22 protein-coding genes and 1 pseudogene are annotated in these 20,130 nt (G+C 59.0%); 13 read left to right on the top strand and 10 right to left on the bottom strand.

From position 1 onward, the window contains the following. Window positions 1-438: 438 nt before the first annotated feature. Both GEOBRER4_RS18225 and GEOBRER4_RS18220 read right to left on the bottom strand, forming a co-directional pair. The gene (locus tag GEOBRER4_RS18225; RefSeq protein WP_185243455.1) at window positions 439-1,188 is read right to left on the bottom strand and encodes a metallophosphoesterase; all 750 of its coding nucleotides are present in this window, start codon (window positions 1,186-1,188) and stop codon (window positions 439-441) included. A 378-nt stretch (window positions 1,189-1,566) separates the two neighbouring features. Continuing rightward, the gene (locus GEOBRER4_RS18220) at window positions 1,567-1,800 is read right to left on the bottom strand and encodes a hypothetical protein (RefSeq protein ID WP_185243454.1); all 234 of its coding nucleotides are present in this window, start codon (window positions 1,798-1,800) and stop codon (window positions 1,567-1,569) included. 166 nt (window positions 1,801-1,966) lie between these two features. Between GEOBRER4_RS18220 and GEOBRER4_RS18215 the strand changes: the two genes are divergently transcribed. Together GEOBRER4_RS18215 and GEOBRER4_RS18210 are read left to right on the top strand one after the other, a co-directional pair. Next, the gene (locus GEOBRER4_RS18215; protein WP_185243453.1) at window positions 1,967-2,194 is read left to right on the top strand and encodes a helix-turn-helix domain-containing protein; all 228 of its coding nucleotides are present in this window, start codon (window positions 1,967-1,969) and stop codon (window positions 2,192-2,194) included. A gap of 304 nt (window positions 2,195-2,498) precedes the next feature. Continuing rightward, window positions 2,499-3,431 (top strand): annotated as a pseudogene (locus tag GEOBRER4_RS18210) (RQC domain-containing protein); the annotation flags it as partial. A 67-nt stretch (window positions 3,432-3,498) separates the two neighbouring features. On the opposite strand, the gene ilvA reads toward GEOBRER4_RS18210, so the two are convergent. From ilvA to GEOBRER4_RS18195, 3 genes are read right to left on the bottom strand one after another with little or no spacing between them, the layout of a single operon-like run. Next, window positions 3,499-4,707, bottom strand: a complete 1,209-nt coding sequence (gene ilvA, locus GEOBRER4_RS18205; protein WP_185243452.1) for a threonine ammonia-lyase — start codon at window positions 4,705-4,707, stop codon at window positions 3,499-3,501. Window positions 4,708-4,723: 16 nt separating this feature from the next. Then, on the bottom strand, window positions 4,724-5,728 hold the full coding sequence (locus GEOBRER4_RS18200) for a cation diffusion facilitator family transporter (RefSeq protein WP_185243451.1): 1,005 nt from the start codon (window positions 5,726-5,728) through the stop codon (window positions 4,724-4,726). 48 nt (window positions 5,729-5,776) lie between these two features. Beyond that, window positions 5,777-6,514 carry a hypothetical protein gene (locus GEOBRER4_RS18195; protein WP_185243450.1) on the bottom strand — a complete coding sequence of 246 codons (738 nt, stop codon included), beginning with the start codon at window positions 6,512-6,514 and terminating at the stop codon, window positions 5,777-5,779. 144 nt (window positions 6,515-6,658) lie between these two features. Here GEOBRER4_RS18195 and trxB point away from each other — a divergent pair, with 144 nt between their 5' ends. The 4 genes from trxB (at window position 6,659) to GEOBRER4_RS18175 (ending at window position 10,095) form a co-directional block, all read left to right on the top strand. Next, the gene (trxB, locus tag GEOBRER4_RS18190; RefSeq protein ID WP_085814820.1) at window positions 6,659-7,609 is read left to right on the top strand and encodes a thioredoxin-disulfide reductase; all 951 of its coding nucleotides are present in this window, start codon (window positions 6,659-6,661) and stop codon (window positions 7,607-7,609) included. Between the two features lie 264 nt (window positions 7,610-7,873). Continuing rightward, the gene (locus GEOBRER4_RS18185) at window positions 7,874-9,403 is read left to right on the top strand and encodes a YifB family Mg chelatase-like AAA ATPase (RefSeq protein ID WP_185243449.1); all 1,530 of its coding nucleotides are present in this window, start codon (window positions 7,874-7,876) and stop codon (window positions 9,401-9,403) included. Then, complete coding sequence (locus tag GEOBRER4_RS18180) at window positions 9,400-9,852, top strand: hypothetical protein (protein ID WP_185243448.1); 453 nt, start codon at window positions 9,400-9,402, stop codon at window positions 9,850-9,852. Before GEOBRER4_RS18185 ends, GEOBRER4_RS18180 begins: the two co-directional genes overlap by 4 nt. Before the next feature lie 39 nt (window positions 9,853-9,891). Then, window positions 9,892-10,095, top strand: a complete 204-nt coding sequence (locus GEOBRER4_RS18175) for a hypothetical protein (protein WP_185243447.1) — start codon at window positions 9,892-9,894, stop codon at window positions 10,093-10,095. Window positions 10,096-10,162: 67 nt separating this feature from the next. Here GEOBRER4_RS18175 and GEOBRER4_RS18170 read toward each other — a convergent pair whose 3' ends face one another. From GEOBRER4_RS18170 to GEOBRER4_RS18160, 4 genes are all read right to left on the bottom strand, one after another. Further along, on the bottom strand, window positions 10,163-11,023 hold the full coding sequence (locus GEOBRER4_RS18170) for a multiheme c-type cytochrome (RefSeq protein ID WP_226377834.1): 861 nt from the start codon (window positions 11,021-11,023) through the stop codon (window positions 10,163-10,165). A 27-nt stretch (window positions 11,024-11,050) separates the two neighbouring features. Further along, window positions 11,051-11,386 (bottom strand): multiheme c-type cytochrome, encoded by a 336-nt coding sequence (locus GEOBRER4_RS20175; protein WP_226377833.1) that lies wholly within the window; start codon window positions 11,384-11,386, stop codon window positions 11,051-11,053. Window positions 11,387-11,561: 175 nt separating this feature from the next. Continuing rightward, window positions 11,562-11,960: an Hsp20/alpha crystallin family protein gene (locus GEOBRER4_RS18165; RefSeq protein ID WP_185243446.1), complete on the bottom strand. Its 399-nt coding sequence runs from the start codon at window positions 11,958-11,960 to the stop codon at window positions 11,562-11,564. Window positions 11,961-11,992: 32 nt separating this feature from the next. After that, complete coding sequence (locus tag GEOBRER4_RS18160; protein ID WP_185243445.1) at window positions 11,993-12,439, bottom strand: Hsp20/alpha crystallin family protein; 447 nt, start codon at window positions 12,437-12,439, stop codon at window positions 11,993-11,995. Between the two features lie 283 nt (window positions 12,440-12,722). Between GEOBRER4_RS18160 and GEOBRER4_RS18155 the strand changes: the two genes are divergently transcribed. The 7 genes from GEOBRER4_RS18155 to GEOBRER4_RS18125 all read left to right on the top strand — a co-directional run bounded on the left by GEOBRER4_RS18155 (window position 12,723) and on the right by GEOBRER4_RS18125 (window position 18,513). Next, complete coding sequence (locus tag GEOBRER4_RS18155) at window positions 12,723-13,172, top strand: DNA-processing protein DprA (RefSeq protein WP_185243444.1); 450 nt, start codon at window positions 12,723-12,725, stop codon at window positions 13,170-13,172. Window positions 13,173-13,457: 285 nt separating this feature from the next. Further along, window positions 13,458-13,913: a Fur family transcriptional regulator gene (locus tag GEOBRER4_RS18150; RefSeq protein WP_185243443.1), complete on the top strand. Its 456-nt coding sequence runs from the start codon at window positions 13,458-13,460 to the stop codon at window positions 13,911-13,913. Window positions 13,914-14,169: 256 nt separating this feature from the next. Continuing rightward, on the top strand, window positions 14,170-15,600 hold the full coding sequence (locus tag GEOBRER4_RS18145) for a carbohydrate porin (RefSeq protein WP_185243442.1): 1,431 nt from the start codon (window positions 14,170-14,172) through the stop codon (window positions 15,598-15,600). An 82-nt stretch (window positions 15,601-15,682) separates the two neighbouring features. Continuing rightward, complete coding sequence (locus tag GEOBRER4_RS18140; protein WP_085814831.1) at window positions 15,683-15,934, top strand: FeoA family protein; 252 nt, start codon at window positions 15,683-15,685, stop codon at window positions 15,932-15,934. Between the two features lie 2 nt (window positions 15,935-15,936). Further along, the gene (locus GEOBRER4_RS18135) at window positions 15,937-16,164 is read left to right on the top strand and encodes a FeoA family protein (RefSeq protein WP_085814832.1); all 228 of its coding nucleotides are present in this window, start codon (window positions 15,937-15,939) and stop codon (window positions 16,162-16,164) included. Then, window positions 16,161-18,386, top strand: a complete 2,226-nt coding sequence (feoB, locus tag GEOBRER4_RS18130) for a ferrous iron transport protein B (protein WP_185243441.1) — start codon at window positions 16,161-16,163, stop codon at window positions 18,384-18,386. Before GEOBRER4_RS18135 ends, feoB begins: the two co-directional genes overlap by 4 nt. A gap of 1 nt (window position 18,387) precedes the next feature. After that, window positions 18,388-18,513, top strand: coding sequence for a FeoB-associated Cys-rich membrane protein (locus GEOBRER4_RS18125; protein WP_185243440.1), 126 nt, complete (start codon window positions 18,388-18,390; stop codon window positions 18,511-18,513). A gap of 89 nt (window positions 18,514-18,602) precedes the next feature. Here the strand turns inward: GEOBRER4_RS18125 and GEOBRER4_RS18120 are convergent, their stop codons facing one another. Beyond that, window positions 18,603-19,835 carry a bifunctional alpha/beta hydrolase/OsmC family protein gene (locus GEOBRER4_RS18120; RefSeq protein WP_185243439.1) on the bottom strand — a complete coding sequence of 411 codons (1,233 nt, stop codon included), beginning with the start codon at window positions 19,833-19,835 and terminating at the stop codon, window positions 18,603-18,605. Window positions 19,836-20,130: the final 295 nt, after the last annotated feature.

Here is a 20,130-nt window from a genome sequence, read left to right as displayed (position 1 = left end):
AAAATACATGGGACTTGATATTTATGTAGGACCATTGACCAGATACCATGCGGGTGACTAGAAGACTATTCTTCAGCAGATGGCACGCCAATCGGGGACGAAAGTTGAAATCATAACGTCACATCCTGATCCAGGTGACTCAATCACAGATAAAACAATCGTCAGTCAAGCCGTACTTTCATGGATGGCAGGCATTTCCGCTGCTCTCAAATCTCCCGTAACAGAGGACATTACTTGGAATGATGATCCTGACGGCACATATGTCACAGACAGGCCCGACTGGCTCGGATATCTCATGGCCATGGCTCACGTCGAAAGAGCCAGATTGTCTTGATCTACACTATCCTCACTGACACCACAAGACAGTAGCTTATGAAATCAGAGCATTTCCGAATTAACCAGTTAAACGCTGGCGCCGAGACGTAGTCCGTAAACAAGTCACAATATAAGTTCAACTAGTTGATCCTTTTGGGTATCATAGACCCAATAACCTTCGAAAGTGTTAAGGTTAATCCAAGAAGCTGCGGGACCACCGGCAAAGTCCATGCTAGTTCCTCTCTCTGGATAGGGTACTGGAGTATGTCCAAAAATTTGTAGACCAACTGCAGGACTCGGTTGGGTCTGTTCACCAAACGCATCAAACCAGAAAATTCCACCATATTCATCCGTGCCGCCTCGACAAACTGGAATTTTGAACAACGGTCCATACCCAAATCGCAACTCATCCGAATCTTGCTGAGGGAGTCCGGTCCGGAGTTCTCTTATGAACTCGGCATTTAGCCAAGCCACAACGGCTTCCAAGTCAGTGGTCTCTACTTCTTTTGCGAGAACTCGCGCTACCTTTGGTGAGACTCCTGCATGCGTGCAAAGCCAGCCATCAACGGAATAGGCGGCGCGGAGTCGGTCCCGGGCCGTGTCGAACTGCTTCAGGAATGCACTTTCCCCAAAATTTCCATAACATTTCCAGGGACGTTCCGGAAGGTAAGCAAGGTCGTGGTTGCCCCACAAGAGAATAGAGTCAGATTGGAGAAGCAGGTCGAGGCATTCTGCTTCTTTTTCGAAAGATGAAGGCCTTTCTCGGCCATCGACAAGGTCTCCAAGGCATATATGGAGTTCCTCTGGCCGAAAGGCCAGGAAGGCTTTGGCGACAGCGGGGTCACCATGTATGTCAGTTGCGATTATAGCCATGTTGGGTCCTGTTTTGCCGGCACCAGCATTTTTGACCTCAGCAGGTTCATTAAGCTGAGAATGCCAACCAACTCCCAGATATATGCGAGCGGGTTTCGGCAGGCTATGTCGGTATTTCTGCTTTGCAGTGTATTTAGGTCATATGCTATGGTGCGCAGGAGTCGGTTTGTGGTCGAGAGACGTCGTGTCTGCAGGGGCAATACGAGGTCGAAGGGTCTAGGTCGGGCCTGTAACCTACTTAAGACGTGACGCCACAAACTGGCTTTTTTCATTTGTTGTTGGCTTTGCCCCACCCCAGTTTCATGGACCCCCACAGAGGCACGTCCAGGTAATCCTTTTACTCTCCCCCAAGCGTTGGTGATACCGGAGCAGTGTTCGTTACTCCCTACCGGTCTCAGCGACCAGAGGGGTACTACCTAGCTTAAGCAACAATAGAAGCTGCTTTGCAATTTGGACACAATTACGGTTCAAAACATTTGCGGTTTCAGCCTCAATATCACTTTTCCCACTTGGATCCACCCAGTAGGAAAGATGGTGGTCAATCATGGCTGATAACTGCTCGGCTGTAAAGTACTGCTGCTCAAGGCTGCCACCACAACATGAAGGCTTCATTTTTTGCTCCTTAATGGGATGTCCAGTCTATGCCGCTCTGGCTGACATGTCATACATAATCCACACATCACTGCGACAATAACATGCAATCCTCATTTTTTGAAGACTATAGTCCGAAGACTAATTAGCGTTTTATAGGTACGGTGCCTGCCTAGGAGGGCGGCACGTGAGACCTGAAGACGCGTTTGGCAAAGTATTGCGAGATCTTCGCGTGAAAAGTGGCCTTTCGCAGGAAAAGCTGGCCTTGGAAGCGAACTTAGATAGAACGTTTATATCCCTACTAGAGCGGGGCTTGAGGCAACCATCATTAGTCACTATTTTGGAAATATCAAAAATACTAAAAGTTCCTGCTGCGCATCTTGTTGAACTAGCAGAAGCAGAAATGAAGAAATAACTGTAGCCAACTTTACAAAAGCCCCCTCACTCCCGACCTCGTCTACTGTATTAACATTGTCCTGCACAAAGCTGCAAGAATAAGAACGACAGCTCTTTTCACTTAATTTGGGGATCAGCTCGCCCGCTGTTCCATTCTGAGCAGCTCCAACTGTGGGGCTGCCGTGATTTGAGGTGGTCGCAACAACATCTATTGCGCCGACAGCCCAAGCTTTGCTTTGAACCGCAGCCACTCTTGCCACCTTGGGCAGCCCCCCCCCCTGCACGCTTAAAAAACCGACTTTAACTCACGTTCCGATAAAAGCATGGGGATAGACAAGTCCAACGTCCGCTTCGTGGTGCATTACGACATGCCGAAGAGCATAGAGAGCTACTACCAGGAGACGGGCCGTGCGGGCCGTGACGGGCTTCCCGCCGACGCGCTGCTGTTGTTCGGTTACGGCGACGTCGCGGTGGCGCGTGGGCTCATCGGCAACGGCGGCAACGCGGAGCAAAACCGGATCGAACTGCATAAGCTCAACTGCATGATCGGGTTCGCCGAGGCGCAGACCTGCCGGCGTCGGGTGCTCCTTGGCTATTTCGGGGACCGACTGGAGCAGGACTGCGGCAACTGCGACATCTGCGAGAGCCCGCCGGAGCGCTTCGACGCCACCGAGGATGCCCAGAAGGCGCTCTCCTGCGTCTACCGCGTCGGACAGCGCTTCGGGATGGGGCACGTCATCGACGTCTTGCGCGGTTCGCAGAACCACCGGATCCAGGAGCTGAAGCACGACCAGCTTTCCACCTTCGGCATAGGGAAGCAGCATTCCCAGGATTTCTGGGGGAACCTTTTCCGCCAGTTGATTCACCTGGGGTACCTGGAGCAGGACCTGGCGAACTTTTCTGTCTTGAAGCTGACCGAGGGTGCGCGCCCGCTTTTGAGGGGGGAGATGCGGTTGGAACTTGCCAAGCCGCGCGACACGAAGGTGGTGGAGAAGAAATCGGCGGCCAAAAAGCCGGCTTACGACGGCGCGCTGTTCCAGGAGCTGCGGGAGCTAAGGAAGGGGATCGCGGACGAGCAGCAGGTGCCGCCATTCGTTGTATTCGCCGACGCGACGCTCGCCGAGATGGCGGCACAGATGCCCAAGGACAAGTGGGAGTTGCTGAAGATAACCGGGGTGGGGCAGCACAAGATGGCCCGCTACGGCGATGCCTTCTTGCGGGTGATCAGGGACCATCTGGAGAAGGCGGAGAATTAAACGTTAAAACCGTTGGCCACTGGGAATATTGCTTCTTTCACAATCTTCTCCGTGGCCAACGGTTTTTTTATTTGATGACTTCCAGCAGGTAATCTTGCTTATTCAGGTGCCTGATCACATCCTGGATATGCTCAGCCCCCCTGGTCTCCAACTCGACCAGCACCTCGGTCTTCCCTATGGGAAGCGACTCGGAGCGGCGGTCATGGGTGATGATGGATATGTTGGCCCGCGCCTCGGCGATCTCGGTGGCGAGCCGCGCCAGCGCGCCGGGAACGTCGTCCAGCTCGATCTTGAGCTTCAGGTAGCGCCCCGCAGCCAAAAGACCCCGCTCCACGACCACGGCTATGGTCTTCACGTCGATGTTACCACCCGAAAGAAGCGCCACCGTCTTCCCGGAGATCCGCTTCACCTTGCCGTTCAAAAGCGCAGCAAGCCCTACCGCGCCGGCAGCCTCCACCATCAGCTTGTTCCGTTCCATGAGAGAGACGATGGCGAGTGCGATCTCCTCCTCGTCTACCAGGACGATCTCGTCCACGTACTCCTTTACTACCGGAAAGGTGTCGCTTCCCGCGGTCTTGACCGCGATACCGTCGGCGAGGCTAGCCCGTATCGGGACCGTCACGACTTCCCCTTTGTGCAGCGCCTGGTGCATCGAAGGGGCTGCGGCGGCCTCGACACCGATGATCCGCACCTGCGGGTTGGTCTCCTTGATGGCGCGGGCGATGCCTGCAATCAATCCTCCCCCTCCCACCGGGACCAGCACGTTGGCGAGATCCGGGAGATCCTCGAGCAGCTCAAGCCCGATGGTTCCCTGTCCCGCCATCACCAAGGGATCGTTGAATGGGTGCACGAAAAGTGCTCCGGTAGCCTTGGCCTGCCTCAGGGCGGCGGCACACGCCTCGTCGAAGTTCCTCCCCTCCAAAACGACCTCCGCGCCGTAATCGCGGGTGGCGAATACCTTCTGCGGCGGTGTGCTCTCCGGCATGTAGACCACCGCCTTCACCCCGAGGAGATCGGCGGAGAAGGCAACTCCCTGTGCGTGGTTTCCTGCCGAGGCGGTGATGACGCCGCCCGCCAGAGCCTGACGCGGCTGCGCCGTCATGAAGTTGAGTGCGCCGCGTATCTTGAAGGCGCCGGTGCGCTGCAGGTTCTCGCATTTGAAGTAAAGGGGGAGGCCGAGCCGCTCGCTGAAATGCTGAGCATGGATCAGTTCCGTGCGGCGCACCCTTTTCTTGAGTCTCTGGGCTGCGTCGACGATCAGGTTGTAATCAAGCATTATCTACCGTCCGGGGTCAATGTGTGTGGTCGTGGTGGTGATGCCCCTGGCAGCTGCCGTGGGGGTGGTGGTGCGGATGGGCATGTGCGTGTGCCAGGGACGCCGCGCGTGGGCGGTGGCGGAACTGCTTTGCCCCTTCTATGTCGGTGCAGCGGCTGGTTTCCAGCTGGAGCGTGGTGTGGGAGATGTGGTAGCGCTCGAAAAGCCGTTCCTCGATCCTCCTGAGGATGCCGCCATGGTCGCCTTTGAAAGTCGGTGGAACCACGACGTGCCCGGACAGCGCCAGGATGTGCGAGCAGATGGTCCAGATGTTGACGTGATGCACTTCTTCCACACCTTCTATCTCCAGGATGGTGGCCGACACCTTCTCCACCTCGATGCCGCGGGGAACCCCTTCTAAAAGGATGTGCACTGCCTCGCGCATCACGCGCCAGGAACCCCAGAAGATGATGAAGCCGATGCCGACGGAGATGAGCGCATCGAGAAGATACCAGTTGGTGAAGTACATGATGATCCCGCCGATGATCACTCCTACCGAGGCGGCTGCGTCGCCGATCACGTGCAGAAACGCGCTGTGCACGTTCAGGTCGTCGTGAGAGTGCGAGTGGAGCGCCCCCGCCGAGACCAGGTTCATCACCAGGCCGATGAAGGCGATGATCAGCATCTCCAGGCTCTTCACCTCTTCGGGATGGACGAAGCGGATAACCGCCTCGTAGCAGATGATCCCGGCGATGAGAAAGACGGTGCTGCCGTTTATGAAGGAGGCGAAGACCTCCATCCGGTGCCAGCCGAAGGTGCGGGTGTCGCTGACCGGGTAGGAGGCAAGCTTGATGGCGCCCAGGGAAAGCAGCAGCGCGAAGAGGTCGAGGAAGACGTGCGCCGCATCAGAGAGAAGCGCAAGGGAGTTGGTCCAAAGCCCCCCCGCCAGTTCGGCGACGAGCGTGACAGCGGTTAGTATTATGGCGTACTTGAAGCGTCCCGTTATGCTCTGGTCCAGATGGGTGTCGGCGTGGGCATGCATGGTGTTCCCCGGCGGGAGGGGGGGAAGCCCCCTCCCGACTGACGGTTGTTAGAAACCTATGGCAGCCTTCAAGGTGTAGATCGGGCGCTCCTGGTATTCCACCTCGCCTGTGAAGTGGAACAGCGGGAACGGGGAGACCTGCACACCGGCGAAGACGCGCGGCTGGAAGACGTCTTCTGATTTGAGATTGGGAGAGAGGGTCTTGAGGTTCCCTTTCGCCTCGCTGCTGATCCATACCCCGCCTGCTCCGGCGTACGGGGTCAGGATGAGGAAGCCCTTGCTGATCGACGCATCTACGCCGGCGGTCTGCAGGTCGAGGTCGCCCACCCCGGAGAGCTTGCTGTAGGTGCCGCGAACGCCGAGGGCTGGGGTTGCGGCGGTACCTTCCAGGATCGCCTTGCTGACTTCGATACCCCAGAGCTTCATGTTGGAGTCCGGTACGTAGGAGTACATGGCGCCGACGTCGATTCCCAGCGGCAGCCCTTTTCTCGCGCGCAGCTTGGGGAGCACCGCGTAGGAGGGTGCGTTCCCCTCGAAAGCCTTGTTCATGTAGTCGCTGCCGCTGATGTCCACGGCTGAGACCTCCAGCCCCACTTCAAAGCCGGTGATTCCAAGAGGTTCCGCAGGTGCGGTGTTCTTGAAGGAGATGGCGGCGCCAGCCTCCTTGGTGAAATCTTTGAACTCCCCTTGGGTAAGTGCGCCGGTGAAACGGATATCTTTTGCCATTGCTTGCCCCCCCCCGACCAACGCCAGGGACAGTGCCAGTGATACCACGATTTTCTTCATGCTTCCCTCCTTCTCATTATATGACAACGGCTTGAATATTAGCAGAGGTACCTATTCCGGTCAATGACTTAGCCCTTTGGCGCCTTGCAATTCTCCAGATATGCTGATATCTTCTCGGCTAAATTTCAGCTGGAGGTCGTTTTAATGGAAGTGACTCACCACCGTCTCATTATTCTAGGCTCGGGCCCTGCCGGATACACCGCTGCGGTCTATGCTGCGCGTGCCAACCTGAACCCGGTACTGATCACCGGGCTGCAGCCGGGGGGGCAGCTGATGACGACGACCGAGGTGGACAACTGGCCGGGCGACCCGGAAGGGGTGATGGGCCCGGATCTCATGGAGCGCATGCGCCTGCACGCCGAGCGTTTCGGCACCCAGTTCATCTACGACCACATCAGCAAGGCCCAGGTCACCAAACCCCCGTTCGTGCTGGAAGGGGACAACGGCAGCTACAGCTGCGACGCCCTGATCATCGCCACCGGCGCGTCCGCCAAATACCTGGGGCTTCCCTCGGAGCACGCGTTTAAGGGCAAAGGCGTTTCCGCCTGCGCCACCTGCGACGGATTCTTCTATCGCGGCAAGCCGGTAGTAGTCATCGGAGGCGGCAGCACCGCGGTCGAGGAGGCGCTCTACCTCTCCAACATCGCGAGCCATGTAACGGTGGTGCATCGCAGGGACAAGTTCCGCGCCGAGAAGATCCTCGCCGACAAGCTGATCGAGAAGACCAAGAACGGCAATGTCACCATCGAGTGGAATCATCACCTGGAAGAAGTGCTGGGGGACGAGTCCGGGGTCACCGGCGTAAGGCTCAGGCACACCAGCGGCTCGGACAAGGTGATCAGCGCGCACGGCTGCTTCATAGCCATCGGGCACCAGCCCAACACCCACATCTTCGACGGACAACTGGAGATGGACGAAGGGTACATCCGCACCAACTGCGGCTATGAAGGGAACTCCACTTCCACCAACATCCCCGGCGTCTTCGCCGCCGGAGACGTGCAGGACAGAAACTACAAGCAGGCGATCACCTCCGCCGGGACCGGCTGCATGGCCGCCCTCGATGCGGACCGCTACCTGGAAATGCTCAAGTCCTAGCTCATCTTCAACGAAAGCTCCCCCTCGCCAGGAGGGGGAGCTACCCTGACACCCCCACCGATGCCGCCGCGCGACTCTGTGCAAAGATGATCTGATCTCGTCGCTTTCCCCCGCTTGACCAATCCTTGGTAGCTGTTAATCTGGCTGACGTCGTTTCAACCCGCTACTGGAACTCAGCACCTGCCTCCCACATACGCACACACAGGCTGTCTCGCCATAAGACTCAGAACTTACCAGATAACTCTGGATCAGTTGGGGGTTCTCATGCTAGCCAAGGTTCTCTCCAGCGCTCTGGTCGGAATTGATGCCATCCTCATCGACGTGGAGGTGGACATCGCCCAAGGGCTGCCTCAACTGGCCACCGTGGGGCTTCCCGACAACGCGGTAAAGGAGAGCAAGGACCGGGTCAAGGCGGCACTGAAGAACTCCGGCTACGATTTCCCCAACCGCAAGATCACCGTAAACCTCGCCCCCGCCGACGTGAAGAAGGAAGGGGCCTCCTTCGATCTCCCCATCTCCATAGGGATACTGGCCGCAACCGGCGCCATCAGGGAAGAGCAGCTTCAGCGCTACATCCTCCTGGGAGAGCTCTCGCTGGACGGAGGTGTGAAACCGGTGCGTGGCTGCCTCTCCGTAGCGGTCGCCGCGCGCGAGGCGGGGCTTTCCGGCATCATCATCCCGGCAGAGAACGTCGCCGAGGGGGGAGTGGTCGAGGGGGTCGAGGTGATAGGGGTCACTGACCTCTCCCAGGTCGTCGGCTTTCTGAACGGCCAGGCGGAGATAGCACCTTACCGCGCGGACATTGCGGCCCTGTTCGGCCAGGGGGGAGAGGCAGGCGACGATTTTTGCGAGGTGAAGGGGCAGGAGCATGCCAAGCGCGCACTCGAAGTGGCCGCAGCCGGAAGCCACAACCTGCTCATGATAGGTCCTCCTGGATCGGGAAAGACCATGCTGGCGCGGCGCATCCCCTCTATCCTCCCACCCATGCTTTTCGAGGAGGCGATCGAGACCACCAAGGTCTACAGCGTGATGGGGCTTTTGGAGCGGGACCATGCGCTCATCTCCAGCAGGCCCTTTCGATCCCCGCACCACACCATCTCCGACGTGGGGCTGATCGGCGGCAGCAACACCCCCAAGCCCGGCGAGGTGTCGCTCTCCCACAACGGCGTCCTTTTTCTCGACGAGTTGCCCGAGTTCAAGAAGCACGTGCTGGAGGTGCTGCGGCAGCCGATGGAGGACGGCAGGGTAACCATCTCCCGCGCCCTCTCCTCGGTCACCTACCCGAGCCGCATCATGCTGGTCGCCGCGATGAACCCATGTCCCTGCGGCTATCTCGCCGACCCGGTGCACCTCTGTTCCTGCACCCCCCTAATGATCCAGCGCTACCGCTCACGCATATCGGGTCCACTCCTCGATCGCATCGACATCCACATCGAGGTTCCAGCAGTGAAATACCGCGAACTGTCGGACCGGGGGGAGAGCGAGGGCTCGGTCGAGATCGCCGCGCGCGTCGCCCGCTCCCACGACGTGCAGAAGGAGCGCTTCAAGGGGACGAAGGTGCGCTGCAACGCCCAGATGACGGCGAGGATGATCCGCAAGTTCTGCGAGACCGACGCGGCTGGGAGCCGGATGCTCGAGGTGGTCACCGACCGTCTTGGCCTGTCGGCCCGAAGCTACACCAGGATCCTCAAGGTCGCCCGCAGCATCGCTGATCTGGACGGCAGCGAATCCATCAAGGAACACCACATCTCCGAGGCGATCCAGTACAGGAGCCTGGACCGGAAAACGGGATGAGGGGCGAGGTGATGCTGGCGAGGCCAGGGGATGACCCGCACCAGGAACTCCTGTTCCAGCTGGCACGGCGGTTCAGAGAGGCGATCTTGCGGAGCAACCCGCGGACGAGCCGCCTGGCAACTCTCCGGGAGTTCCCCGCAGGCGCTTGCGGTGACGCTTCGCTGCTGCTGGCGAAATACCTTCAAGTCAACGGGTGCGGACGGTCCCATTACATGGCTGGGAAGAGAAAAGGTCGGACCCATGCATGGCTGCAACTTGCCGATTTAACCATAGACATAACGGCGGACCAGTTCGATGACCAGGATGCCGGTGTAATCGTCTCCGCGGACAGTTCCTGGCACTCCTCCTTCGAGGGAAAAATCCAGAGCGTCGCAGACTTCTGCTTGTACGACCAACGCTCCGCCTTCGAGCTCGCTACTGCATATGAGGCCATCACGGGTTGCCTTTAGGGATTTGTAATTCCATCTGGCACGGCAGGAGGTTCCACCATGCTCTCCAAAGACGACGCTAAAAAGAAAAGGGAACGCAGGCATTCCCCTTACGCCTGGACCTGCCCACTTTGCGGCAAAGCATGCCACGGCAACGGCGGCCAATCGGCCCACCAGAGCTGGCATTTGAAAAAGGAAGGTTCTCCCAAGGGGGAGTGGGGGGAACTGGTCGAGCGCGCGCAAGCCAGGCGGAGCGGGAGCTGATGGAACCAGTAAAAAAGCGGGGCGCTTTTGGCGCCCCGCTTTTTGTTGGGTGGGAAGTATCTGGTGGTTATTTCTTGTGACCCGATTCGCGGATCATCGCTGCTGCATCGGCTTTGATCTCCACCAGGTCCTTCTGCATCTCGGCCAGACCGTACCAGGTGACGTAGTCGGGATTCATGTGGAACGCCCCCTGGAAGGCACGCATGCGGTGCTCCAGGAACATCACGTACAGGGTCTGCTCGATGGGGGTCCTGGTGTCGTAGAAGGTGAGCAGGTCCGGGTAGGCCGGCTGACCTTTCTGCGGCTTGATGATCCCCTTCTCGTAGAGGTCGGCGACTATGGTGATCGCCTCGGCCATCAGCTTGTCGGCTTCCTTGATCATCTTGTCGGCGTTGCCGAGGCTGGTCTTCGCGTAGCTGGCGCTGTGGCACTTGGTGCATACGCCCACCATCTTGTCGCGGGATGCCTGCCATTCTTCCTTGGTGAGACGCGCGACCTTGCCAGCCTTCACCAGGTCCAGGCGCGGGGTCGGTTTGCCGGCTGCGTCGAGAACTCCCAGCCCTTTCAGGATCGTCACCCGGTAGCCCATCCACTCGGCGTCGTCTTCCGGCAGGCGCAAGGCGAGGAATCCCCAGGAGGTCATGACGTTGTGGTCGCCGTCACCCATGTGGCAGGTCTGGCAGGTGGGGGCGCGGCCGGTGTCGCCCTCCATCTCGTAGATGGAGCCATGCTTGGAATTGGACCACATCTCCCATTGCGGATGATCGAACCCCATGTGGCAGGTGCGGCATGCTTCGGGCTTCTTGGCCTCGGCCTTGCTGAACTTGTGGCGGGTGTGGCAGGAATTGCAGGGCGAACCGTAGCGTCCCTCGTCGCGGGACTTGTCGTCGCGGATACCGACCTTGTGGCAGCCGCCGCATCCCTTCATCCCCTGGATGTAGGCGTGGGGCTGGATTTAGTTGGTCGGCATGGCGTCCATGGCAACCCAGGCCATGGCGTGCTTACCGGACGCATACTGGTCGTGCTCTTTGGTGTGGCACTGCTTGCAGGTCTTCTCGGTGGGCATGGTGACCTTGGCCACGTCCTTGGCACTCTGGTGCTCTTTGCCATGGCAGTGGAAGCAGTCGACGCTGCCGCTTTTGCCCATCTCCCCTTCAAGGAAGTCCTTGACGATATTCGGGGTGACCTTCTTATGGCAGCTGATGCAGTTGCTCTCGGCAGCCAGCGCAGGCAGAGCCAGCATGAGAACCAGCGCCATCCCTCCAGCTAATTTTTTCAGACATTGCAGCATTGAAACCTCCTAGAAAATAAAAAATGGTGACCATGTAAACCACATGCCCGAGGGGATTTCTTTGATCGAGATCAAAAAAGAAGGGAAAAGCGAAGGGCCGCTCGAGGCGGCCCTTCGCATTCAATCGTGGTGGAAAGCGGCTGGAAATCTCCCACCTGGGTGCATCGATCGGTTGTCAGCCGACCTGCACCTCGATCCGTCTCGGCTTCGCGATCTCAGCCTTGGGAATCCTCAGTGTCAGGATGCCGTTCACGAAGTCCGCCTTGGCCTTCTCATGGTCGAGGCTGTCGGGAATGGTGAACTGCCGGTAGTAGTTCCCAAGCTGGAACTCACTGTAGACCGGGGTCCCGGTGAGATTCGATTTCGCCGGAGCCGTGATGGTGAGGATCCCTTTCTCCACGTTGACGTCGATGTCCCCCTTGGCGACGCCTGGGAGGTCGGCGGTCAGGAAGAGCCCTTCTTCGGTCTCCACGATGTTGACTGCGGGGCGGATATACCTTTCGTTAGACCTGGTTTCCTCACGGGTCTGGACGTTGCGTTCGTCGTTTCTTTCGGTCAAGCTGTTGGGTGCCATTTCTAAGACCTCCTTCCTGATGGAATTGATCCTTACGAGAGCTTGATGTCTATTTTCTTCGGTTTCGCGTGCTCGGCTTTCGCCAGTTTGATCTGCATCAAACCATCCTTGCACGAGGCGGTTATGTTGTTCGGATCGATGTCGACGGGCAGTTCCAGCGTGCGGCTAAACTTGCCGGAGCCCAGTTCGGAGCGGTGGATCATTCCCTTGACCTCCGCGAAGGGTTTCCGCTCGCCGCTGATCGTCAGGGTGTTCCTGAGGACGGATATGTCAGTATCCTTTGGATCGACGCCTGGTACCAGTGCCTCGACATAGACGCTGCCTTCATCCTCGCTGAAGTTCACCAGCGGGAACCGGCGGGTGGCCACCGGCGAGAGGAATACCGGGCTGAAGGGGCGGTTGTACCCTGCGCCGCGAAATGCTTCGTCGATTTCTCTTCTCAGGCTGTCCAACTCTTTGAAAACGTCCCACGTTGCCATGTCGATTGCCTCCTTTCGAGAGTGATTTTCTGACGGGAAGATAAGCATTGTTTTTGTCTTGTCAATGGGGGCGGTTGAGGCTGTAAAGTTGGCACGATCAAAGGTTTGTCGCAATATCCCTCCCGCAACCACTAGTCCGGGAATACCGCTCTTTACCATCCGTTGCAAGGCTAGGGAACAAGGCTGAGCCAGTTTAAAAAATGAGGAGGGGTGGCGGTGAGCAAGGCCGCGGCATTACAGCTATACTTGGGGCTGCTCGCGGGGCGTGGAAGGGGGGAGGCTCATGTACTCGGTAGGCAACGAAGAGCTCTTGATGCTGCACAAGATCGCTTTCCTTTGTTCCCGGAAGGTTCCCGACGGGGTCGCGGCGAAGGCGCGTCGGTGGGCCGACGAGCAGCGGGAACAGGGAAGGTGCGTCATCTCCGGCTACCATTCGCCGCTGGAGAAGGAGGTGCTTTGTCGACTGCTGCTGGGGTCGCAGCCGATCATCGTCGCCATGGCGCAGGGGCTTCGGAGGATCGATCCCGAATGGGAGAGACACATCTCCGCGGGGCGCCTGCTGGTGATTTCACGCTACGCCGAAAGCGTGACCCACCCCTGTGAATCCAAATGCTATCAGCGCAACAGGATGATGATGGATCTTGCCGACCAGGCAGTCATAGCCCATGCCTCTCCAGGAGGAAAACTGGAACTCCTTTGCGCAACTTATCCGGATAAGGTCATACTTCTGTAGCGGCGGTTTCCAAAACTGGCAAGCGGGCGCACTGCATGCCAATAAAAAAGGTTGACAACTCACAAAACCTCCTCTATAAACGAATTCAATTTTCAAAACCAATAGCCTCTCTTGTCATCGTAGAAATTCTCAAAAATTCAAGAGGTTCTCTGTAACATCAAGTGCCACGGCTGCTCGCTATGTTGTGTGAGATCTGCCAGGGAATAGATTTGTTGAAATGGTGAAACTGACATTCATTCTTTTTATGCGACAGCAGTACCACTCTGATCCAGAAGAGCGAGCGTTATGCAAATGAAGCAGCAGGTGAAGGAACAGTTCAACCATTTCCTCTCCAGAAAAAATCTGAAGACGACTTTGCAGCGCAACCTGGTGGTCGACGCGATGGTCGAACTGGACCGGCACACCCACGTCGACGAGCTTTACCTGTTGCTGCGGGCGAAGCATCCCTACATCGGTCATGCCACCGTCTATCGCGCCTTGAGGCTTCTTGCCGAGTCGGGCTTGGTCCGGGAGATCAACCTGGGCGACGGTATCACCCGTTACCGGTTGGCCCGGCAGGGTGAACGTCGCGATTATCTTGTCTGCAGCGACTGCGGCGGCGTCACGGAGTTCGAAAACGGTCTTGTTGAGAAAGAGCAGCTAAAACGTGCTCACAGCCTCGGTTTCATGGTCGAGAGTTTCAAGATCGAACTCAAGGGGCTTTGCCGGCACTGTCAGGGGCGCAATTCTCGCACTCACTGATAAAAACCGAAATAAATCTGCGGCGATAGTACCTTTAGTTCGACCTCGGTGTTATCTGCTGCTAAAGGGATGACTGTTTTTTTTCTCAAATGAATGAAACTAACTTTCAGTTTTAGCTCTGCTGGCCGATATGAGACGTGCCCCCGGTTCACATCTGTGGGACTAAGAAGAACAACTATTTCGTTAAAGAGTGTCTAGCTGAGAGCAACCGCTCCGAATGAGAAATGGTAACCGCATTAGCTAAGAGGGGGACCAGATGGGTTTCAAGAAGATTTCCGTAGCAATTACTTTACTGTTGGGGAGCATTCTGCTTTCTTCCGGGACAGCGTTTGCCCTGCATCCTGATCTGGTCGTTCCCGAGAGGGTGGAACTGAAGCACAAGGCCTGCCAGGAGATCGTGCGGCTCGGAGCGAAGTACAAGGTTGAAGGACTGTTCCCGCCGGAGTTCCTGGAGGGAAAGCAGCATGACTGCAGCAGGATGGATGTGGCGCTTGCAGTGCAGCTTCTGACGGAAAAAATGGCTGAAAAAGCGGTGAAGGAGGGAGTCGATGCCGTCGACAGGGAAGACCTGCTGCTGCTCGCCGACCTGAAGGAAGAGCTGCGCGCCGAGATGCTTTTGGTGGGCACCAGGACCTTCCAGTCCCGCTACCAGGACCTGGGCACCAGGTTCACCGCTCTCACCAAGAACATCTCCCTAAGCGGCGGGATGGTTGGGGTGCTCCAGGGGACCGTCGGCCACAGCCCGAAAAACCACGCGGACACGGTGGGACGCGCCGATCTGGTCTTCAACTTCAAGGTGGGGGAGAACACCATCGCCGTCCTCGACCTCGAGGCGACCGGGGGCGACGGCCTCGACACCACCGCAGGGATCAACTCCTTCTCGGGGCTGAACGGCCTGGCGGGATCCACCGGCGACCGGGTCAGGTTCCGCGAGGCGTGGGTCGAACACTCCGCACTCGACGATCGCATGTTGCTTACCGCCGGCAAGATCGACCTTTCCAACTACTTCGACTCCAACGCGGTCGCCAACGACGAGACGGGGCAGTTCCTGGCCGGTGCCTTCGTCCACTCCGCGGTGCTGCCGTTCCCAGCCAACGGCCCCGGCGCGAGGGTGGCGGCAAAGCTGACCGATTCCCTCGTCGTCGGCCTTGGCTATGGCAGCGGCGACGCCGACAGCGAGGATAGCTCCGATTCCGCCGACATCTTCAGCCACGGCTTCGGCATCGCGGAGCTAGACTACAAGGTGAAGAGCGGGGAACTGGAGGGGAACTACCGCATTTACGCAGCCTTGGACGGCGCCCTGGCAGGCGAGCTGGAGCAGAAAAACGCCTGGAACTTCGGGGTGAGCGTCGACCAGCAACTGACCGATAAGCTGACCCTCTTCGCCCGCTACGGGCAGCGCGACAAGGACGTATACGAGGTTCAGCAGGCCTGGAGCGCAGGCGGACAGTACGCCGGGCTGATCCCTTCAAGAAAGGACGACGTCCTCGGCGTAGCCTACGGCCAGATCAAGGCTCACGGTTCAGTCGCCGATTCCCAGGAGAAACTGACCGAGGTCTACTACAGGTTCAAAGTGAACGACCAGATCGAGATCGCTCCGGTGGCGCAGTACCTAGTCCACCCGGCAGGACTGCGCGGCAGCGACGACGTCCTGGCCCTGGCGCTGCGCACCCGTATCAGCTTCTGATCGGATAGGGCAGGGAACTCCCTGCCTGTCTTTTTGACCTTTGGGTGAAAATGAATATTAAAATTGAAGCAGGGAGGTTCTCATGATACCACTCGGAATCCTGGGTGCAGGTGAAAGCGGCGAGATAGTGGAAATCCTTTTGGGCAAGGCGGAAACCTCCGCCGCGCGCGGTGAGCTGGAAAAGACGGTGGTCCGGGTCGAGGACATGGGGATCCGGGTGGGAAGGAGCGTGGAGATGCTGAAAAACGGCGGTGCCACGGTCCTGCTCAGGGTGGATGAATCGAGAATCGCCATCGCCCGGCGCATGGCAATGAAAATCATGGTGAGGAGGTAGTGATGAATCTGGCAAAGCTGAAGCCGGGGGAAAAGGGGAAGATCACCGCTATCGGGTCGATCGGCCCCCTGAAGCGGCGCCTCATGGACATGGGGGTGCTGGTGGGTGAAGAGGTGAAGGTGCTGAAAGTGGCCCCGATGGGGGACCCGATAGAGGTAAGCATAAAGAGTTACAGCCTGTCGCTGCGCAAGAAGGAGGCTGAAGGGATCGCTGTGGAGGTGGCAGGGTGAGCACGCAATTGAAAGGCAAGGATAGCCTGGAGGACGCGGAGGGAAGCCTCGCCGGCGCGCAGCAACCGGCGCAGGATCGCGTCATCACGGTCGCAGTTGCGGGAAATCCCAACTCCGGTAAGTCCACCCTCATCAATGCCATCGCCGGCACCAGGCTCCATGTCGGGAACTGGGCGGGGGTCACCGTCGAGAAAAAGGAGGCCCAGCTCGAGTACGCCGGCAGGAAGATCAAGCTGGTCGATCTTCCCGGCACCTATTCGCTTTCCCCCTACACGCAGGAAGAGATCGTGGCGCGCGACTACCTGGTCAGCGAGCGCCCGGACCTGATCATCAACGTGGTCGACGCGACCAACCTCGAGCGCAACCTCTACCTCACCGTGCAGCTTTTGGAGCTGGGTATCCCGGTGGTGATGGCGCTCAATATCTACGACGAGGCGCAGGCCAAAGGGTACCGGATCGATGTCGAAGGGATCGGGAAGATGCTCGGCGTCGCCGTTGTCCCCACCTCGGCCACAAGGAGGACCGGCCTCGACGAGCTGTTCCGGTCGGTGCTGGTCGCGGCGGACGATCTGGCTGGGCACGCGCCCAGGAAGCTTAGCTACGGAGAAGACATCGAGGCGGCTGCGGAACAGGTCGGAGAGATCATGCGCCACAGCCACTGGCCCCTTTTGGGGCGCTACCCGCAGCGCTGGCTATTGCTGAAACTGATGGAGGAGGACAGCCACGTCCTGGAGCAGATGAAAATCGACCGCGTCGACTTCCTGGACCAGGCGCTGCAGCACCTGAAAAAGGCGCACGGCGACGATATGGAGTCGATCATGGCCGACGCCCGCTATTCGCTCGCCTCCGGGCTCACACGCGAGGTGCTGCAAAAGCCGGAGTTGCGCCAGACGGAGCTGACCGAGAAGATAGACCGCATAGTGTTGAACCGCTTCCTGGGAATCCCCATCTTCCTCGTCGCCATGTGGCTTCTGTTCAAGCTGACCTTCGATCTGTCGGCCCCCTTCGGGGAGTGGATCGGCGCCATGACCGAAGGGCCCTTCAAGCGTTGGGCGTCTGCGCTCTTGCTCCCGCTGGGAGCGCCGGATTGGACCGTCTCGCTGGTCAACGACGGGGTGATAGCCGGCGTGGGGTCGGTGCTGGTGTTCGTCCCGGTCATCTTCGCCATGATGTTTTTCATCACCTTCCTGGAAGGTAGCGGCTACATGGCACGGGCCGCCTTCGTCATGGACCGCACCATGCACTCCATCGGCCTGCACGGCAAGTCGTTCATCCCCATGCTGCTCGGCTTTGGCTGCAACGTCCCGGGGATCTACGCCACCCGCACGCTGGAAAACCCCAAGGACAAGGTGCTGACCGCACTGCTGGTGCCGCTCATGTCCTGCGGCGCGAGACTTCCGGTGTACGTGCTCTTCGTGGCGGTCTTTTTTCCCGACAACTCCAGCACCGTCATCTGGTCCCTTTACGTGATGGGGATGCTGCTCGCGGTGCTGATGGGGCTCGTCTTCAAGAGGACCCTGTTCCGCGGCGAGGCCCCCATGTTCATCATGGAGCTCCCCCCTTACCGTATGCCCTCTTTCAGCAGCCTCTGCGTGCACACCTGGGAGAAGGGGAAGCACTTCCTGTTCAAGGCCGGCACCTACATCTTTGCCGTCTCGGTGCTGGTCTGGTTCCTTTTGAACCTCCCCTGGGGGGTGGAGCACAAGAGGGATTCCTACCTCGGGCAGGCGGGAGCGGTGATAGCCCCTGTCTTTGCGCCGGTAGGCTTTGGCACCTGGGAAGCGGCGTCGTCGCTCATCACCGGCGTCATCGCCAAGGAGATCGTGGTGGGCACCATGGGAGAGATCTATTCGCCGAAGCATGACGAGAAGAAGGAAGTCCCGACGCTGCAGGAGGATCTCAAGGAGATAGCGGTCTCCTTCGGCCAGGCCTGCAAGACGGCGGTGACGACGCTTCTCTATCTCCCGGGCGACCAGGAGAAGGAGGAGGACCAGTCGGCCTTAAAGCAGGCGATCCACGGCGCCTTCACGCCGCTTTCCTCCTACGCGTTCATGGCGTTCGTCCTGCTCTACATGCCGTGCATGATCGCCATAGTCGCGATGCGCCAGGAGTTTGGCACCTGGAAATGGGCGGCGGTGGGGCTCGTTTACCAGACGGCGCTGGCCTGGACGGCTGCGCTAATCATCTACCAGGGGGGGAGCTTCCTGGGAATAGGAGGCTGACATGGGAGTGGCGGATATCATCATCGCAGCCGTCATCATCACCGGCGCTCTTTACATCCTGTATCTGAATCTCTGGAAGAAGAAGGGGTGCTGCGGGTGCGAAGGCGGGAGCTGCTGCAAGAAGTAATCTTACGCTGAAACGACGGCGGGCCAGGGTAAACCCCAGGCCCGCTTCTCGTTTCGGGTGCGCGCAGCCGTGAGGAGGGCCGGGACTTCTTAATCGTCCCACCGCAAGCTGGTCTCGATGCGGATCTCCCCGGAAAGCGTGCGATGCACCGGGCATTTCTCGGCGATCTCCAAAAGCCTTTGCCTTTGAGCGGAATCCAGTTCCCCGAAGACCTCGATCTCGCGGTGGAACATGTCGATGCGTCCCTCCCTGGTTTCGCAGTCCCGGCAATCCTCGGCGTGGATCTTGTGGTGGGACAGGCGTGCCAGTGCGTCCCGCAAGGGCCACCCTTTCTGTCGGGCGTACATCTGCAGGGTCATGGTGGTGCAGGCGCCGAGCCCCGCCATCACGTACTCATAGGGGGAGGGACCCTCGTTGCTGCCGCCGTACTGCAGAGGTTCGTCCGCCACCATGCTGAAGCCGTTGGCGAATATGTCGGTACGGAAACCTTGTGCGCCGGTGCGGGCGGTGAGCCGGTTGTCGGCAGGCTCGCGGCGCTGCAACGCCTGTGCGCTTTCCATGCGGGGGAGATAGCGCGAGGCCCAGGTGGCGATGACTTCGCCGGCATAGCGGGAGTCGGCGGGATCGGTGAGGAGGTGGTCCGCCTCCCCCAGAGAGATGAAGCTCTTGGGGAATTGCGCCGCCTCGAAGATCCTGGATGCGTTGTCGATCCCGACAATCCTGTCTGCGGGGGAATGCAACACCAGTAGCGCCGCCTTTAGACGGTCCAGGAACTCCTCCGGCCTGTGCGCCTCCAGATCGTCGAGGAGGCTCTTCCTGATGGTGAAGTCATTTCCTCCCAGGTGCACCGTCGCTTCCCCCTCCTGTTCGATCTGCTGCGCGCTTTCACCCAGCAACTCCCGCAGGTGCGCCGGGGTGAAGGGGGCCGCTATGGTGGCGATGGCTAGCGCCGAAGGGATCTCGCCCGCCGCAGCGAGTACCGCCGCTCCCCCCAACGAGTGCCCGACCAGTATGCTCGGCGCGGCGTACTCCCGTTCCAGAAAGCGCGCCGCCGAGACCAGGTCGCTTACATCGGAGGAAAAGGTGCTCCGGGAGAAGTCCCCCTCGCTCTCGCCCAGGCCGGTGAAGTCGAAGCGGAGCACGGCGATCCGCTTGCTGCTCATGGCGCGGGCGATGTTGACCACGGCCTTCAGGTTCTTGGTGCAGGTGAAGCAGTGGGCGAAGATGGCATATGCGATCGGCTGCTCGTCTTCTGGCATCTCAAGCCGTGCGGCCAACTGCTCTCCGCGTGAATTGGGAAAGCTCACTTTCTTCGTGTTCATCTTCATCTCCTTTTCCGTCCGCCCAGGGTGCGGCGGGGTAGCAATGGGGCGTCAGTTCTCGCCCTTGCGCCCTCTCAACAGGCCGGCCAGTTCAAAGTTAATCTTCCCGCGGGCCAAGTCAAGAACCCTGCAGCGAAGGGGGCCGCGCCTTCAGCCCAGCATATGCCGCGCATCGGGCATTTCGGCAGGGTCCCGTCCCTTCTGCAGCAAAGGCGCGTCCGCAGCGGACAGCATGGAAAAACCTTGTATAATCTTCTGCGTCGTCCAAAGGGAGAGTGGAAGCAGCCAAGGACGC

The organism is Citrifermentans bremense, assembly GCF_014218275.1.
In the GTDB taxonomy this organism is placed as follows: domain Bacteria; phylum Desulfobacterota; class Desulfuromonadia; order Geobacterales; family Geobacteraceae; genus Geomonas; species Geomonas pelophila.
Note: the sequence above shows the minus strand (reverse complement) of the source record. Positions and strands in the feature narration are given on the sequence as shown.

Coding starts and splice junctions, on each gene's coding strand:
- GEOBRER4_RS18225 (WP_185243455.1), bottom strand. CDS start 1,188: ATGGCTATAATCGCAACTGACATACATGGTGACCCCGCTGTCGCCAAA.
- GEOBRER4_RS18220 (WP_185243454.1), bottom strand. CDS start 1,800: ATGAAGCCTTCATGTTGTGGTGGCAGCCTTGAGCAGCAGTACTTTACA.
- ilvA (WP_185243452.1), bottom strand. CDS start 4,707: ATGCTTGATTACAACCTGATCGTCGACGCAGCCCAGAGACTCAAGAAA.
- GEOBRER4_RS18200 (WP_185243451.1), bottom strand. CDS start 5,728: ATGCATGCCCACGCCGACACCCATCTGGACCAGAGCATAACGGGACGC.
- GEOBRER4_RS18195 (WP_185243450.1), bottom strand. CDS start 6,514: ATGAAGAAAATCGTGGTATCACTGGCACTGTCCCTGGCGTTGGTCGGG.
- trxB (WP_085814820.1), top strand. CDS start 6,659: ATGGAAGTGACTCACCACCGTCTCATTATTCTAGGCTCGGGCCCTGCC.
- GEOBRER4_RS18185 (WP_185243449.1), top strand. CDS start 7,874: ATGCTAGCCAAGGTTCTCTCCAGCGCTCTGGTCGGAATTGATGCCATC.
- GEOBRER4_RS18180 (WP_185243448.1), top strand. CDS start 9,400: ATGAGGGGCGAGGTGATGCTGGCGAGGCCAGGGGATGACCCGCACCAG.
- GEOBRER4_RS18175 (WP_185243447.1), top strand. CDS start 9,892: ATGCTCTCCAAAGACGACGCTAAAAAGAAAAGGGAACGCAGGCATTCC.
- GEOBRER4_RS18170 (WP_226377834.1), bottom strand. CDS start 11,023: ATGAAGGGATGCGGCGGCTGCCACAAGGTCGGTATCCGCGACGACAAG.
- GEOBRER4_RS20175 (WP_226377833.1), bottom strand. CDS start 11,386: ATGCTGCAATGTCTGAAAAAATTAGCTGGAGGGATGGCGCTGGTTCTC.
- GEOBRER4_RS18165 (WP_185243446.1), bottom strand. CDS start 11,960: ATGGCACCCAACAGCTTGACCGAAAGAAACGACGAACGCAACGTCCAG.
- GEOBRER4_RS18160 (WP_185243445.1), bottom strand. CDS start 12,439: ATGGCAACGTGGGACGTTTTCAAAGAGTTGGACAGCCTGAGAAGAGAA.
- GEOBRER4_RS18155 (WP_185243444.1), top strand. CDS start 12,723: ATGTACTCGGTAGGCAACGAAGAGCTCTTGATGCTGCACAAGATCGCT.
- GEOBRER4_RS18150 (WP_185243443.1), top strand. CDS start 13,458: ATGCAAATGAAGCAGCAGGTGAAGGAACAGTTCAACCATTTCCTCTCC.
- GEOBRER4_RS18145 (WP_185243442.1), top strand. CDS start 14,170: ATGGGTTTCAAGAAGATTTCCGTAGCAATTACTTTACTGTTGGGGAGC.
- GEOBRER4_RS18140 (WP_085814831.1), top strand. CDS start 15,683: ATGATACCACTCGGAATCCTGGGTGCAGGTGAAAGCGGCGAGATAGTG.
- GEOBRER4_RS18135 (WP_085814832.1), top strand. CDS start 15,937: ATGAATCTGGCAAAGCTGAAGCCGGGGGAAAAGGGGAAGATCACCGCT.
- GEOBRER4_RS18125 (WP_185243440.1), top strand. CDS start 18,388: ATGGGAGTGGCGGATATCATCATCGCAGCCGTCATCATCACCGGCGCT.
- GEOBRER4_RS18120 (WP_185243439.1), bottom strand. CDS start 19,835: ATGAACACGAAGAAAGTGAGCTTTCCCAATTCACGCGGAGAGCAGTTG.